The sequence below is a fragment of the Hymenobacter algoricola genome, from assembly GCF_039539525.1.
GTDB lineage: Bacteria > Bacteroidota > Bacteroidia > Cytophagales > Hymenobacteraceae > Hymenobacter > Hymenobacter algoricola.
Map to the genome: position 1 here is coordinate 24,470 of NZ_BAABDH010000100.1, position 14,662 is coordinate 39,131.

Below are 14,662 nucleotides of genomic sequence, written 5' to 3' on the forward strand. Positions count from 1 at the left end.
AAATGCGCACTTATTCGACGGTTGAGCCTGGGCGCCGTACAGCAATTTAGACTAACTAACCTTTCACAACGATGTTCACCAAAAAATCATCCATCTACTTGGCTACGCTGGTGCTCGGCACGGCACTGCTGGGGGCCTGCGAAAGCAAAACCACCACCACCGAAACCACGGGCGCAATGGACACCGAGTCGACCATGAGTACAGACTCGGCTGGGACTATGAACGGCTCCATGGACAACGTGGACCGCTCGGGCTCTACCACGGGCGTCACGGCGGGCTCGACCACTGCCGGCGAGGGAACCAGTACTTCCGGCATGAGCACTTCCGGCGCGGTTACCCCGGGCTCAACCACTACGGGCGAGGGAACCAGCACTTCGGGCATGAGCACCTCCGGCAACACCACCCCAAGCTCAACCACGCGTTAGCCAGGGCTTTATTTGGTTCTTTTGCAAAGCGAAGAGGCGAGTCCGCGTGCGGCTTCCTTTTCGCTTTGCTGCGTTGTACCCGTGGGTAGCCCTGCGTTTTCTGATTGAAAATAAGCGCGTGGCTTTTTTCGCTGCGCCGAAATCCGGGCCGCGTGCATAAGCCGGAGCACCGGAGCCACGCCCAGCTGGATGATTCCACCGGGCTCCAGAAAGTAGGCTTCCTTATACAGACTACCAAAGCCAGAATCCCGCGTTACCCGCACCAGCCGGGCCGCATTTTCAGGCGCTACCTCCACCCAGACATCGATATCGACCGAGTAGCGCACGGAGCCGTGATAGGCAACGGCACAGCCGCCCACCACCAGGTAGCGCACCTCATGCGCGTTTAACAGCTCGATAAGCTCTTTGTAATCCTGGTCCAGGGAATTGGCTAGGGTCGTGACGGTAGTAAAACCAGAGGGAGTGCGCCCGCAGGTATTCCAGCGCCGCCAGTCTTTCCGCCGGCGTTTTGGTAAGCCAATAAATAGCATCTTCCGCATCCTGGTCGGCGTGCGGGGTAGTTTTGCGGGTGGCGGCTCCGTCGAGGCCAATCATAGTTCAATTTACGCTATTTCACCGGCTTGGGTCAGCCCCTCGGCCACCGTCCGATCATTACTCAGCCGGGGCACCTTGTTCTGCCCGCCGAGCTTGCCCAGGCTTTTCATGTAGCGCTGAAACGCCCCGGCCGGCAAGCTCGTCAGACGCAGCGGGGCCAGGATGCGGCCGGTCAGCAAATCGTCGTAGTACACGTTGCGGCGGCGCAGGCCGGCGTCCAGGGCGGCGGCAAAGGCGGCGGCATCGTGGGGCGGGCGGGCAAACTCGACCAGCCACTCGTGCCGGCTGGGCTCGGCGGGATCGGCGCTGACGAGCGGGGCCACGGTAAACTCCACTACTTCCACTTCCGGAAACCGGCTCATCACCTCGCGCAGGGTTTGTTCTACTTCCTCCCCGATGACGTGCTCGCCAAAGGCCGACAGAAAGTGCTTGATGCGCCCACTGACCACCACGCGGTGGGGCTTCAGGCTCACGAAGCGCACGGTGTCGCCGAGGCTGTAGCCCCAGAGGCCGGCGTTGGAGTTGAGCACCAGCGCGTACTGCTGATCCAGCTCTACTTCGCCAATAGTCAGGCGGGGCGCGTCGGGCTCGAAGAACTGCCCGGCGGGGATGAACTCGTAGAAGATGCCCGCGTCGAGCAGCAGCAGCAGGCCGGGGTTGTTGGGCTCGTCCTGGAAGGCCAGGAAGCCCTCGGAGGCCGGAAACAGCTCGATGCTGTCGACGGGCCGGCCGATGGTTTCGAACAGCTTGGCGCGGTAGGGCGCGAAGTTGACGCCCCCGTACACAAACAGATCGAAGTGCGGAAAAATGTCCTTGACGGGCTTGCCGGTCAGCTGCACCAGCTTGTCGAAGTACATCTGCACCCAGGGCGGAATGCCCGAAATCAGGGTCATGTCCTCGGGCAGGGTTTCCTCCACGATGTGGTCGAGCTTGGTTTCCCAGTCCTCGATGATGTTGGTAGAATACGTGGGCAGCTGGTTACGGCGCAAGTAGGCCGGCACGTGGTGATTCACGATGCCCGACAGCCGCCCGGTGTGCATGCCGCCCACCTGCTCCAGCTCCGGGCTGCCCGACAAGAACATCAGCTTGCCGTCCAGAAACCGGCTTTTGCCGGTGCGGTGCACGTAGTGGAGCAGCGCGTCGCGGGCCCCGTTGATATGGTTCGGAATGCTGTCGGCGGTGAGCGGAATGTACTTGGCCCCGGAGGTCGTACCCGAGGTTTTGGCCAGATACGCGGGTTTGCCGGGCCAGAGTACGTCGGCCTCCCCGGCTTTTACCCGGTTGAAATACGGGGCCAAGGCTTCATAGTCGCGCACGGGCACCAGGCGGGCCAGGTCGGCGGGCGTCTGGATATCGGCAAAGCTATGGTCGCGGCCGAAAGCGGTGTTCCGGGCCTGGTCGATGAGCTGGCGGAACACGCGCTGCTGGGTGCCCACGGGGTCTTTCTGCCACTGCTGGTAGCGGCTGACGACGTAGGCGGCCAGGGGGCGGCTCAGAAGTGACTTTAGGCCCATTGGGAAATAGTGAGCGGTGAAAGGATGGGGTTTGCCGCTGGCGCCAACCCCGGCAGTTTCAAAGGTACACTTCCGGCCAAACCTGCCACCAGCCGGGCCGCGTCATCCTTTCCCTGGTTTCTGCCGTACCTCATTCATTAACTACATCAACCCAGCATCATGATCAACCAACATGGCAACGCCGTCTGGAACGGCGACATCAAAGGCAGCGGCGAAGTTTCGACCCAGAGCGGCACGGTTAAAGCTCCTTATTCGGTCGGCGCGCGGTTTGAGGGCCAGAAGGGCACCAACCCCGAGGAGCTCATCGGTGCGGCCCACGCCGGCTGCTACACCATGTTCCTGACCGGGCAGCTGACCAAAGCCGGCGCCCAGGTCAAGCAGATCCGGACCGAGTCGAAGGTGACGCTCGATACCTCGGGCGAGATTCCGAAGGTGGTAAAAATCGTCCTGACCACCGAAGGCGAGGTGGAGGGCATCACCCAGGAAGAGTTTCAGAAGCAGGCCGAAAATGCCAAGCTGCACTGCCCGATTTCGCAGCTGCTAAGTGCCGTGCCCGCAATGGAGCTGGCTTCGGCTAAATTGGTATGAGTTGCCGGTTGCGTGTTGCCGGTTCGCTTAAACAACAACTGCAACCGGCAACACGCAACTGGCAACTGGCAACTGGCAACTGAGAAACCGGCCGGGTCTGACGCCTTGCCGGTTTTTCGTTTACTTTGCTGTCAGACATTTCCCTTTTTATGCCCCGCGCTACCAAAACTACCCGCATTCGTCTGCGGCCGGCTGATACGTCCAAGGTTCCGTTCTGGGGCCAGCTGCTGATAGGCGGCCTCTGGATTGCCTACACCCTGTTTCTGATCAGCTCCGACGAGGGAATTCAGGACTACCACTTTCTGCACTACGTGTTTCTGGTGTTCAGCCTCGTGTATATCGGCTACGTGCTGGTGCACAACGCGCCGGTATTCGGCACCCAGAGCTACCTGGAGTTTACGCCCGGCTACATCGTGCACAAGGGCGGCCTGTTTCGGGCCAAGCAGGTTTTTGCCGCCGAAAGCATCGAAGCCATTGATCTGGCGCCCATGCAGCTGCGCATCCGCCTGCGCTCCAACGACCTGTACACGCTCAGCCTGCGGGAGGTGAAGGGCCCCAAGCGCCGGGAGAAGTTCAAAGCCGAAATCCGCCAGTTTGCCGCCGAGTACACTATCACGCTGCGCGAAACGGCTCCGGCCCCGCGGGTATGAATAAGAAACTGTCATCCTGAGCTTGCGAAGGATCTTCCTCTTTCTGCCCTATCAAGCCTCTTTAAATGAGCAAAGCCCTTTACCGTTGCGGCGGTAGAGGGCTTTGCTCGTTTCTAAAGGCTTAGCAGGATATCGGAGGAAGATCCTTCGCTGCGCTCAGGATGACAGTCAACATGGGCTCACAACAGCCCCGCCTATTCACTTGCCCGCGAACTTCTTGCGCAGCTCCTGAATCGTGCTTTTGAAGTTTTTGTCGGAGTCGATCAGGTCCGAGACGGTCTGCACCGAGTGAATCACGGTGCTATGGTCGCGGCCGCCGAAGTTGTGGCCGATGCTCTTGAGCGAGTGGCTGGTGTGCTCCTTGGCGAAGTACATGGCCACCTGCCGGGCCGTCACCACTTCCTTCTTGCGGGTTTTGGCCTTCATCAGGTCCACCGGAATGCTGAAGTACTCGGCCACGGTTTTCTGGATGAAGTCCAGGTTGACCTCGGCCTCCACCTCCTCAATGATGTGACGAAGGGCCTGCTTAGCCATTTCCAGGTCAATTTCCCGGCGGTTGAGGCTCGATTGGGCCACCAACGAAATCAGCACGCCTTCCAGCTCCCGCACGTTGGTGTTCACCGAGTGGGCCAGGTACTCGACCACCTGCGGCGGGATGTCGATGCCGTCCTGCTGCATCTTGTTCTGAATGATGGCCATGCGCGTCTCGAAGTCGGGACTCTGCAAATCAGCCGTCAGGCCCCACTTGAAGCGCGACAAGAGCCGGTCTTCCAGCCCGTTCAGGTCGCGCGGCGGCCTATCGGAGGTCATGATGATCTGGCGGCCGGCCTGGTGGAGGTGGTTGAAAATGTGGAAGAACATTTCCTGGGTCTTGTCCTTGCCCGACAAAAACTGCACGTCATCCAGAATCAGGATATCGACCAGCAGGTAGAAATTGGCAAAGTCCTGCACCGCGTTAGCGCGCAGGCTTTCGATAAACTGGTTCGTAAACTTCTCCGCCGACACGTAGAGCACGAACTTATCGTCGGAGGTGGCCTTGATGTGGTTGCCGATGGCCTGCACGAGGTGGGTTTTGCCCAGGCCCACGCCCCCGTAAATCATCAGCGGGTTGAAGCTGGTGGTACCCGGCTTGTTGGCCACGGCCATACCGGCCGAGCGGGCCAGCCGGTTACAGTCGCCCTCGATGTAGTTCTCGAACGAATACGTGTGGTTGAGCTGGGACTTGAGGTAATTCCGGTCAATGGCCTTGGACGCCTCAAACGGATTGCGCAGGGTAGCGGCTTTGTCGGGACTGAGGGGCGCGGCGGCGGCGGCGGCCACGTTGCGGGCCGAGGCCGTCATGGCGCTGGCGGCCATGGCGTTGTCCTGCTGCTGGGGCGTGGGGTAGGCCGCCTTGCGGGCCGTGGGGATATTGACGGTGCGCGGCTTGTTCTGCCCGTTGCCCTGGTCGACCACGATGGAGTACTCCAGGCGGCCGTCGTGGCCCAGCTCCTGGTAAATACTTTTTTTCAGCACATCCACATAATGCTCTTCCAGCCACTCATAAAAGAACTGGCTGGGCACCTGAATGATGAGCACGTTATTCTGGAGCTGCACCGGAATGATGGGCTCGAACCACGTCCGGTAGCTCTGCTCACCAATATTTGCCTTGATGACGCGAAGACAGTTGGCCCATACGGTTCGACAATCCTTCAGCATCAATCAGTTAGAACAAGAGCAACGAGTGCGGAGCGTGAATAGGGAGGAGCAGGCGGGCCCCGGGAAGGAGCCGGTTTTTTCAGGGGGAGACAAAAATGTGGAAAAGTGCGGAGACAAAAAAACGCGCCTTTCCTTGCTTTTGTCAGGCTGTATGCACGGGTACTACGGCTGAGCTGGCGACGGTCGGCCGGCGGGCCCCGGCCTCGAAAACATAGTCGAGGCGCCCCAGGTTGATGCCCGACCAGCCCACCTGGTTGATGAGGGTGCGGTGGCCGGCGGGGCCGTCGATGGGCTCGGGCTGCTTCATAAAGGTATGGGTGTGCCCGCCCAGAATCAGGTCGATGCCCCCGACCTGGGCCGCCAGCTTCCGGTCGTCGATTTTGGCGCTTTCGTACTTGTAGCCCAGGTGGGAAAGGCAGATGACCATGTCGCAGCGCTCGGGGCCGCGCAGCTGCCTGACCATGGCCTGGGCCGTTGCCACGGGGTCGACGTACTTGGTAGCCCCGAAGTTCTTGTCCGACACCAGACCGGCCATCTCAATGCCGATACCGAACACGCCAATGCGCCGGCCGGCTTTTTCAAACACCTTGTAGGGCTTGAAGGCCCCGGCCAGGATGGTCTGGGAGAAGTCATAATTGGCCACCAGGAAGGGGAAGGTGGCGTTGGGCAGCTGCTTCTTCAGCCCTTCCAGGCCGTTGTCGAAGTCGTGGTTGCCCAGCGTGCAGGCGTCATACCTCATCTGCGACATGAGCTTGAACTCCAGCTCGCCGCCGAAAAAGTTGAAGTAGGGCGTACCCTGAAATACGTCGCCGGAGTCGAGCAGCAGCACGTGGGGCTCCTGCTGGCGCACCTGCTCGATGAGCGTGGCCCGGCGGGCCATGCCGCCCATGTTGGCCCACTCGCCGCCGCTGTCGGGGAAGGGCTCAATGCGGGAGTGCATATCGTTGGTGTGCAGAATGACAAGGCGCCCCCCGTTGGCGGCGCGGGCCAGGGCCGGCCCGCTCAGACCCAGTAAGCTCAGGCTGGCAGCGCCGAGGGAAGTATGCTTGAGAAAGTCGCGACGGTTCATCTTGTTCGGTTAACGGATATCAATTGGCAGGCATCAGCAGGGCTCGATTGAGCAGCCGCTTCCGCTGCTGGCTTCACGGGCTAGGGCGATGGATCGGCGGCTTCAGAGCCTATTGAATGGCTTTCACCCGGCCTTCCACTTTTGCCTCTACGGCCTGGCCCTGCTTGGTGAGGGCGCGGATATGGTCGGCAATGGCATTGCGCAGCAGCACGCCGGTGCTGAGCGGCTTAACGGCTTTGAAGAACACCATCTGGTCGCCGCCCCCGGCCAGATAGTCGGAAATAGCCACGCTGTAGGTTTTGCCCGGCTCGAAAGGCTTACCGCCGATCAGGATGCTGGCCGGCTTGCCGTCGGCGCCCACCGCGTAGGTCACGTTCGACAAAGCCATCTTGAGGCGGGCGGCGTAATCGAACAGCTGCTGGGCCACGGTACCGGGCACTTCCAGTACCACCAGCTCATTCTCGAAAGGCATCAGCTCGAAGACGGAGCCCAGCGTGATGGCGCCCGCCGGCAGACCGGCCCGCAGCCCGCCGTTGGTCATCACCCCGATGTCGATGGGCCGGCCCAGCACCTGGCTGGCGCGCAGGCGCTGGATGTCGCCCACGAAGTTAGCCAGCGGCGACTCCCCGGGGTTTTTCGCAATGGCCACCGGAGCCGTGCCCAGCACCTCGCCCATCTGCTCCACCACCTTCTGATGGTAGGGCGCAATAGTAGCGGCGGCGGTGACATCGTCGGCCAGGGTTTTGCTCACGGGCTGGGCCGTGACGGGAGCCAGCTGGGGCTTGGCCACGAAGGCAGCGCGCTGGCAGGCGGAGGTGAAGGTGACGGCCGCCAGCAGGCTCAGCGCCGCAAAGCGGGAACGAAGAAGATACATCAGGTCGGAGAAAGAGGAAAGCGGACCACAAAGATAAAGCAGCCGAGCCGGAGTTGGGCGAACTGGGTTGGCGCATAGAAAAGCCGCCTAACCGGACACCCTTACCGTTATGGGCAGGGGCGTCCGATTAGGCGGCTAAATCTGGAACAGCTATTTCTTACTTGGGCCGGTCGTAAAATGAGCAGTACTCACCCCTACTCCAGTCAGCATGTTCGGTTACTTACCGAACGTGTAGCCGGCCAGTAACGTCACGCCCCGCATGCCAACCAACGCTCGGCCGGATTTTGAGGTATTGTCTAACTGATCAGCCCGTACTTCGATCAGGGCACCGTGGTGTGCTCCGAGTGCGAAGGCAACCCCGGCTCCTGCCGTAACGCCAAAGCCATAGCTGCGCAACGGTACATCCTGGCAGGAAGGACCGAGAGCAGATGCATCACTCCGGTAGGCCTTGCGCTTTACGTTGAACACCGGAACTGCGCCGGCCTGCAGATACGGACGGATACTCCGATTTCCAAACGCATAGCGTGCTAGCAGCGGCACACGGAAAGTCGTCGTTTCGATGTGCACCGTGCGCTTTATCTGCATAACCGAGGAGCCACCGGTCGAAGCTGCCAAGTAAGTCTTATCATACTGCTGATCCAGATAGAGCAGTTGAACAAGCAGGGTCATTCGGGGGCTAAACGAACTGGGAGATATTTCCACTCCGATTCCGTACGTAGGCCGCGTCGAGCTTGCAACTTGTTCATTTTCTGCCTGATCAGTCGACAGAACGGTGGACTGATACACTCCGCCCAGCAGGGCATAGCGGTAATGTGTAACAGGCTTTGCCGCCGCGTACTGCGAGCTGCCCACGCACTTGTTGTACGCCAGGCCTACCTTGATCAGCTGCGACTCTACCAGCGCCACCTTGGGCAGCGTGGTCTGCACGGCGGGGCAGTCGGCCATGCGGCTCCACAGCACGTTGCGGTACAGGTACTGCCGCTGCCGGGTCGCGGTTTCCAGCCGCGTTGCCTTGTTGTACTCGCTGATCGTGGTGTCGCGCTGCACCAGGGGCTGCAGGGCTTCGGCGCCCTTGCGGGCGAAGAAAAACACCTTGTCGTCGGCGTCGGTGTAGTGAAAGATGCTCAGGCCGCCCTGCACCAGGATCTGCATGAACACTTTGGCCGGCACCTTGCCGGGCAGCTCCGTGGTCAGAAACTGCTGGCCGCCGCTGATGCCGTAGCCGCGCAGCTGCTCCGGCGTGTACTCGGTGGTCGGCGCCGAAGCGGCACTTCGGAATTGGCAGACCCGGCTGTTGCGGGTGTTGCCGCGGTAATCTACCTGCCCGCGCAGCGTGTCGCCGGACAGCGGCAGCACGTAGCCGGCCCGGAAGTCGGACTGGGCCTGGGCCGAGATGGTTACCAGAAAAAAGAACAGAAGTAATGCTTGCTTCATCAACCTGAAAAGTAATTGTAAATAAGAAAAACCGCCTGGAATGGAGTTATCCCAGCCAACAAAGATAAGGCAAACTTCAGCCGGGTCTACTATCCGCCGCGTGGCGGCGTTGTGGGGCCAATCTGGTATCTTTAGCCCACTTTCCGCAGGATCCCGTCCTTCCCCCACCCCGCCGAGTTATGTCCGATACCCCGCGTCCCGCGCCCCTTTCCTTCTCCGAATTTGAGCCGGTGAGCACCGCGGCCTGGCAGGAGCGCATCCGCCGCGACCTGAAAGGCGCGGACCCCGAAACGCTGGTCTGGGCACTGGCCGACGGCTTTGCGGTGCAGCCTTTCTACCACGAAGCCGCCCTCGACGCGCTGGGGGCCGCACCCGCCCCCCAGGTTCGCCCCGGCGCGGAGGGCGCCGGCTGGCTGAACGTGCCCACCTATTCCGTCGGGGCTTTGGGCACCGGCCACGCCGCCATCAGCCGGGCCGCGGAGGCCGTGCAGCGCGGGGCCGACGGCGTCCACTTCGACCTGACCGATGCGGCGTCGTTCGACGTGGACTACCTGCACGACCACCTGCCGCTGGCCGGCACCTACCTGGGCTTTTCCGTGCGCATCGGCGCGGCCGAGTTTGTGGAGCGCCTGCTGCTGACGGCGCCGAGCGGCCTGCGCGGCTTTCTGCGCTTCGACCCGCTGGCCGACCACACGCCCGACCTGCCGGGGCAGCTGGCCGACCTGCGCACGGTGCTGCGCCGCACCCGCCACCTGTCGGATTTCCGGGCTCTCACGCTCAACGGCACCTTTTTCGCCAACCGCGGCGGCACCGCCAGCCAGCAGATCGGCTTCACGCTGGCCGCCGCTGCCACCTACCTCAGTGAGCTGCCCAACGAGGAGCTGAGCGTGGCCGACGTAGCCGCCGCCCTGCAGATTCAGGTGGGCCTGAACCCCAACTACTTCCTGGAAATAGCCAAGCTGCGCGCCTTCCGCCAGCTGTGGGCCACGCTGCTGCACGCCTACGGGCTGCCGGCCGAAGCCGCGGCCGGGCTGCGCCTCTTCGCCAGCACATCTACCTGGTCGAAGACCACGCTGGACCCGCACACCAACCTGCTGCGCGTGACCACCGAAACCATGGCCGCCGTGCTGGGCGGGGCCGACGCGGTGAGCGTGGCGCCCTTCGACAGCCTGTTTCACGACCCGAATGAGTTTTCGGACCGGCTGGCCCGCAACCTGTCCCTGATTCTGCGCGAGGAAAGCCAGCTGCACCGGGTGGCCGACCCCGCCGCCGGCTCCTACTACCTCGAAACCCTCACCAGCCAGGTCGCGCAAGGCGCCTGGAGCCAGTTTCAGCGCATTCAGGCGGCGGGCGGGCTGCCCACGGCCGTGGGGATGGTGATGCAGGAGCTGCACAAAGTGGCCCAGGAGCAGTTTCAGCGCATTGCCGACGGCTCGCAGGTGGTGGTGGGCACCAACCGCTTCCAGGACCCCAACGAGCAGTTCGACTACAACCCCAAGAAGCTGCTGCGCAGCCGCGACTTCGACTCTACCCGGGCCGCGTATCCGTCGGAGGTGCTGCGGCTGGCTACGGCCCTGCACTTCCAGCGCCGCGAGAAAAAGCGCAAGCGCGCCGCCGTGGTGCTGCTCGGCACCCATACCAACCAGCTCATCCTGGAGTCGTTTATGCAGCTGCTGCCCAAGGCCGAGCGTCAGGCCTTCAACGTGAACCACCCCGAAGGTACGCTGTCGGTGCTGTTTTCGACGCCGGAGGGCGCCACGCTGATGTACGCCACTCCCGAGCAGTTCGGCCACTTCGCCCGGGTAGTCTGCCGCGTACGCCAGGACGACGCCGGCTTCGTGCCCCCCCACCTGCTTAACGCCGACCTGGCCACCATGCAGGAGGCCATAGCCCTGTTCGGCTTCAAGGAATTCTCGGTGGAAGGCTACAGCACCGACGACGTGCTGGCCCGCCTGCAGGGCCGGTGAAAGTACCCCCAGAACGTCATACCGAGCGAAGCAAAGGTATCTCGCCCGCTTCGTTGAGTTCCTAATCCTGTGTCAGCACGCGAGATGCTTCGGCTTCGCTCAGCATGACGAACGGCCAAAAAAAATAGTATGAAGCCCGACTTCTCCCAGATTGCCTACGACGCGGCCAGCCTGCCGGCACCCGCTACTGCCCCGACTGAAACGCTGACGGCCGAGCAGATTGCGCTGAAAAGCTACTACACCGCCCACGACGTGGCCCACCTCGACCACCTCGGCTTCGGGGCCGGGCAAGCGCCCTACCTGCGCGGGCCCTACCCGACCATGTACGTCCAGAACCCCTGGACCATCCGCCAGTACGCGGGCTTCAGCACGGCCACCGAGAGCAACGCCTTCTACCGCCGCAACCTCGCCGGGGGCCAGAAGGGGCTGTCCGTGGCCTTCGACCTGGCCACCCACCGCGGCTACGACTCCGACCACCCCCGGGTGGAAGGCGACGTGGGCAAGGCCGGCGTGGCCATCGACTCGGTGGAGGACATGAAGATCCTCTTCGACCAGATTCCGCTCGATCAGATGTCGGTATCCATGACCATGAATGGGGCCGTGCTGCCGATTATGGCGTTCTACATCGTGGCGGCGGAGGAGCAGGGCGTGAGCCCGGATAAGCTCGCCGGCACCATTCAGAACGACATTCTGAAGGAGTTCATGGTGCGCAACACCTACATCTACCCGCCCGCGCCCAGCATGCGCATCATTGCCGACATCTTCGCCTACACCGCGGCGAACATGCCCAAGTTCAACTCCATCAGCATCTCGGGCTACCACATGCAGGAAGCCGGGGCCACCGCCGACCTGGAGCTGGCCTACACCCTGGCCGACGGCCTCGAGTACGTGCGCGCCGGCCTGGCCGTGGGCCTGGACGTGGACCAGTTTGCGCCCCGCCTGTCCTTCTTCTGGGCCATCGGTATGAACCACTTCATGGAAATTGCCAAGCTCCGCGCCGGCCGGTTGCTGTGGGCCAAGCTCATGAAGCAGTTCAACCCCCAGAACCCGAAAAGCCTGGCCCTGCGCACCCACTGCCAGACCTCGGGGTACTCGCTCACCGAGCAGGACCCGTTCAATAACGTGGCCCGCACCGCCATTGAGGCGCTGGCCGCGGCCCTGGGCGGCACCCAGAGCCTGCACACCAACGCCCTCGACGAGGCCATTGCCCTGCCCACCGACTTCTCGGCCCGCATTGCCCGCAACACCCAGCTCTACCTCCAGCACGAAACCGACATCACCCGCGTCGTGGACCCCTGGGGCGGCTCCTACTACGTCGAAACCCTAACCCACGAGCTGGCCGACAAGGCCTGGGCCCTGATTCAGGAAGTGGAGGAGCTGGGCGGCATGGCCAAGGCCATCGAAACCGGGCTGCCCAAGCTGCGCATCGAGGAAGCCTCGGCCCGCAAGCAGGCCCGCATCGATTCGGGTAAGGAAGTCATCGTGGGCGTGAACAAATACCGCCTCACGGCCGAGCAGCTGGGCAACGAAGCTAAGATTGAGGTGCTCGACATCGACAACGCCGCCGTGCGCGAGTCCCAGATTGAGCGTCTGAACACCATCAAGGCCGAGCGCGACAACGAGGCCGTAAAAGCCGCTCTGCAAGCCCTGACCGATGCCGCCAGGGAAACGGCGGAGGTAACTGAGCCAAAAGCCAGCAACCAAGCACCAAAAACCAACAACCTCCTGGCCCTGGCCGTGCAGGCCGCCCGCCTGCGCGCCACGCTGGGCGAAATTTCCGATGCCCTCGAAGCCGTGTACGGCCGCCACCAGGCTACCATCCGCGCCATTTCGGGCGTGTACTCCGCCGAGATGAACTACGACGAAGAGTTTGCCAAAGCCCGCGCCGCCGCCGACGAGTTTGCCAAGACCGAAGGGCGACGCCCCCGCATGATGGTGGCCAAGATGGGCCAGGACGGCCACGACCGCGGCTCCAAGATTATTGCCACCTCCTTCGCCGACGTGGGCTTCGACGTCGACATTGCCCCCCTGTTCCAGACGCCCGCCGAGGTAGCCCGCCAGGCGGCCGAGAACGACGTGCACGTAGTGGGCGTGAGCAGCCTCGCCGCCGGCCACAAAACCCTGATTCCCCAGCTCATCCAGGAGCTCAAGCAGCTCGACCGCGCCGACATCCTCGTCATTGTCGGCGGCGTCATCCCCGCCCAGGACTACGACTTCCTGTACAATGCCGGCGTGGCCGGCGTGTACGGGCCGGGAACGGTCATTGCCGTGGCCGCGCAGGAGATATTGGGGAAGCTAGGGGAGTGAAGAAGTGCTTTACCACTAAAGGAAAACTATATGCTACTCTTTATAGAAGTGGATCGGCTCAAAGAAGAGTTAGATTCCCTACGTCCTATTACGCCAGAACAGGAAGCTCGTATTCTACAAAAGTTTCGACTGGACTGGAATTATAATTCCAATGCCATCGAGGGCAACTCTCTCACATTAGGCGAAACCCGTTCCCTTCTCTTGCACGGCCTCACGGCGGCCGGCAAGCCCATGCGCGACCACCTTGATATTAAAGGCCACAACGAAGCGGTGCTGGGGCTCGAAGAGTTCGTGCGCGACAACGGCCGGCCCCTCACTGAGCAGTTCATCCGCGAGATGCATCAAGTGCTACTGGGCGAGGCCTACGAAGTGCCCGCCCAAACGCCCGACGGCCAGCCCACCCGCAAGCACATTGTGCCCGGCCAGTACAAAACCAGCCCTAACAACGTGCTGACGGCCACCGGCGAAATGTTCTACTTCGCCAGTCCCCAGGAAACTCCAGCCCGCATGACGGAGCTTGTGGATTGGTACCGCCAAGAAGACGTCGTACCCACTCTGCACCCCGCGGCCCTGGCCGCTGAGTTTCACTACCGCTTCGTGCATATCCACCCCTTCGACGACGGCAACGGCCGTATGTCGCGCCTGCTGATGAACCTGATTCTGCTGCGCCACGGCTATCCGATGACCGTCATCAAAGCCGCCGACCGCAACCGCTACCTCGCTGCCCTCGCCGAAGCAGATGCTGGCGAGTTCGAGCCCTTTCTACATTTCGTTGTGGAAAACGTGGAAGCCGGCCTGCGGCTGATGATTCGCGCCGCAAATGGCGAGGATATTAACGAGCCGGATGACTTGGATAAGAAGATTACATTATTAAAGAAACAAGTGCTATCTAGTGAAACTGCCGTTAAGATGCTTTGGGGAGAAGAAGAGACCCAGGAAGGATTCTATGATGCGATAATCAAGTCATGGCTTGATGAATTAGAAAAACAAACTCATGGTTTTAATGATCTTTTCATGGGCCATGACTATTCATTAATCATTTCTTCTGTTAATTCCCATAGCAATAAAATCGAACGTAAATCAAATATTGAAGAATTTAAATCCTTGTCAAGAAATTCTTTTTTAGAAACAACCGCTACAATAGATTATTTTGGTTTCTCGAAAAGATGGAATCATTTCCGACAGCAAAACAATGGCTTTGATGTCGGCATATCATTTGGCCTCACATTCAACCTTGATAGCTTTTCTGTTACCGGAGCTATTATAACAGATTTCACTAGTACCGGTAGCTCTGCTGTATATCGCAGTCCAGAAATATTTACGTCGCTTTACAAAGCAGAATATGACCTTAATCACATTAAAAACATCAACCACAAACTCGCCAATAAAGTCTATGATTTCATTGCTACCAAAGTAGCTGAGGCTGATACGCCCCCCGCTTAGAGGGTGTTTGGGAATTGGACTTGAAGTAAACAGAAACGAGTCAGTAAGTTGCGGCGGGAGTTCCTAGGCTTCCGGACACATTATGGTTGACAGCTCTCA

General features: G+C 61.0%; 12 protein-coding genes. 6 read left to right on the top strand and 6 right to left on the bottom strand.

Annotated features, from left to right (window positions below; genetic code table 11):
• The first annotated feature begins 71 nt into the window (after positions 1-71).
• Positions 72-425 (top strand): hypothetical protein, encoded by a 354-nt coding sequence (locus tag ABD842_RS15455; protein ID WP_345115828.1) that lies wholly within the window; start codon positions 72-74, stop codon positions 423-425.
• An 8-nt stretch (positions 426-433) separates the two neighbouring features.
• On the opposite strand, the gene ABD842_RS15460 is transcribed toward ABD842_RS15455, so the two are convergent.
• A complete protein-coding gene (locus tag ABD842_RS15460) occupies positions 434-964 on the bottom strand; it encodes a hypothetical protein (RefSeq protein ID WP_345115830.1) in 531 nt (176 codons plus the stop codon).
• A gap of 63 nt (positions 965-1,027) precedes the next feature.
• Positions 1,028-2,533 carry a GH3 family acyl-acid amido synthetase gene (locus tag ABD842_RS15465; protein ID WP_345115832.1) on the bottom strand — a complete coding sequence of 502 codons (1,506 nt, stop codon included), beginning with the start codon at positions 2,531-2,533 and terminating at the stop codon, positions 1,028-1,030.
• Between the two features lie 159 nt (positions 2,534-2,692).
• Here ABD842_RS15465 and ABD842_RS15470 point away from each other — a divergent pair, with 159 nt between their 5' ends.
• Both ABD842_RS15470 and ABD842_RS15475 read left to right on the top strand, forming a co-directional pair.
• Positions 2,693-3,121 carry an OsmC family peroxiredoxin gene (locus ABD842_RS15470; protein ID WP_345115835.1) on the top strand — a complete coding sequence of 143 codons (429 nt, stop codon included), beginning with the start codon at positions 2,693-2,695 and terminating at the stop codon, positions 3,119-3,121.
• A 149-nt stretch (positions 3,122-3,270) separates the two neighbouring features.
• A complete protein-coding gene (locus ABD842_RS15475; RefSeq protein WP_345115838.1) occupies positions 3,271-3,771 on the top strand; it encodes a hypothetical protein in 501 nt (166 codons plus the stop codon).
• A 198-nt stretch (positions 3,772-3,969) separates the two neighbouring features.
• Here ABD842_RS15475 and dnaA read toward each other — a convergent pair whose 3' ends face one another.
• The 4 genes from dnaA to ABD842_RS15495 form a co-directional block, all read right to left on the bottom strand.
• Positions 3,970-5,469: a chromosomal replication initiator protein DnaA gene (dnaA, locus tag ABD842_RS15480; protein WP_345115841.1), complete on the bottom strand. Its 1,500-nt coding sequence runs from the start codon at positions 5,467-5,469 to the stop codon at positions 3,970-3,972.
• A gap of 142 nt (positions 5,470-5,611) precedes the next feature.
• Entirely contained in the window at positions 5,612-6,538 is a 927-nt protein-coding gene (locus ABD842_RS15485; RefSeq protein ID WP_345115844.1) for a bifunctional metallophosphatase/5'-nucleotidase, read from the bottom strand.
• Between the two features lie 109 nt (positions 6,539-6,647).
• Positions 6,648-7,412, bottom strand: a complete 765-nt coding sequence (locus ABD842_RS15490) for a 5'-nucleotidase C-terminal domain-containing protein (protein WP_345115846.1) — start codon at positions 7,410-7,412, stop codon at positions 6,648-6,650.
• A 216-nt stretch (positions 7,413-7,628) separates the two neighbouring features.
• A complete protein-coding gene (locus tag ABD842_RS15495; RefSeq protein ID WP_345115848.1) occupies positions 7,629-8,846 on the bottom strand; it encodes an outer membrane beta-barrel protein in 1,218 nt (405 codons plus the stop codon).
• Between the two features lie 179 nt (positions 8,847-9,025).
• Between ABD842_RS15495 and ABD842_RS15500 the strand changes: the two genes are divergently transcribed.
• The 3 genes from ABD842_RS15500 to ABD842_RS15510 all read left to right on the top strand — a co-directional run bounded on the left by ABD842_RS15500 (position 9,026) and on the right by ABD842_RS15510 (position 14,563).
• A complete protein-coding gene (locus ABD842_RS15500) occupies positions 9,026-10,813 on the top strand; it encodes a methylmalonyl-CoA mutase family protein (RefSeq protein WP_345115849.1) in 1,788 nt (595 codons plus the stop codon).
• 129 nt (positions 10,814-10,942) lie between these two features.
• Positions 10,943-13,120, top strand: coding sequence for a methylmalonyl-CoA mutase (scpA, locus tag ABD842_RS15505; protein ID WP_345115852.1), 2,178 nt, complete (start codon positions 10,943-10,945; stop codon positions 13,118-13,120).
• Positions 13,121-13,168: 48 nt separating this feature from the next.
• Positions 13,169-14,563, top strand: a complete 1,395-nt coding sequence (locus ABD842_RS15510) for a Fic family protein (RefSeq protein WP_345115855.1) — start codon at positions 13,169-13,171, stop codon at positions 14,561-14,563.
• Positions 14,564-14,662 lie beyond the last annotated feature (99 nt).

Excerpts from the sequence above, each read along its gene's own strand:
- ABD842_RS15470 (WP_345115835.1), top strand. The coding sequence starts at position 2,693 with ATGATCAACCAACATGGCAACGCCGTCTGGAACGGCGACATCAAAGGC.
- ABD842_RS15460 (WP_345115830.1), bottom strand. The coding sequence starts at position 964 with ATGCGGAAGATGCTATTTATTGGCTTACCAAAACGCCGGCGGAAAGAC.
- ABD842_RS15455 (WP_345115828.1), top strand. The coding sequence starts at position 72 with ATGTTCACCAAAAAATCATCCATCTACTTGGCTACGCTGGTGCTCGGC.
- dnaA (WP_345115841.1), bottom strand. The coding sequence starts at position 5,469 with ATGCTGAAGGATTGTCGAACCGTATGGGCCAACTGTCTTCGCGTCATC.
- scpA (WP_345115852.1), top strand. The coding sequence starts at position 10,943 with ATGAAGCCCGACTTCTCCCAGATTGCCTACGACGCGGCCAGCCTGCCG.
- ABD842_RS15465 (WP_345115832.1), bottom strand. The coding sequence starts at position 2,533 with ATGGGCCTAAAGTCACTTCTGAGCCGCCCCCTGGCCGCCTACGTCGTC.
- ABD842_RS15475 (WP_345115838.1), top strand. The coding sequence starts at position 3,271 with ATGCCCCGCGCTACCAAAACTACCCGCATTCGTCTGCGGCCGGCTGAT.
- ABD842_RS15500 (WP_345115849.1), top strand. The coding sequence starts at position 9,026 with ATGTCCGATACCCCGCGTCCCGCGCCCCTTTCCTTCTCCGAATTTGAG.
- ABD842_RS15490 (WP_345115846.1), bottom strand. The coding sequence starts at position 7,412 with ATGTATCTTCTTCGTTCCCGCTTTGCGGCGCTGAGCCTGCTGGCGGCC.
- ABD842_RS15495 (WP_345115848.1), bottom strand. The coding sequence starts at position 8,846 with ATGAAGCAAGCATTACTTCTGTTCTTTTTTCTGGTAACCATCTCGGCC.
- ABD842_RS15485 (WP_345115844.1), bottom strand. The coding sequence starts at position 6,538 with ATGAACCGTCGCGACTTTCTCAAGCATACTTCCCTCGGCGCTGCCAGC.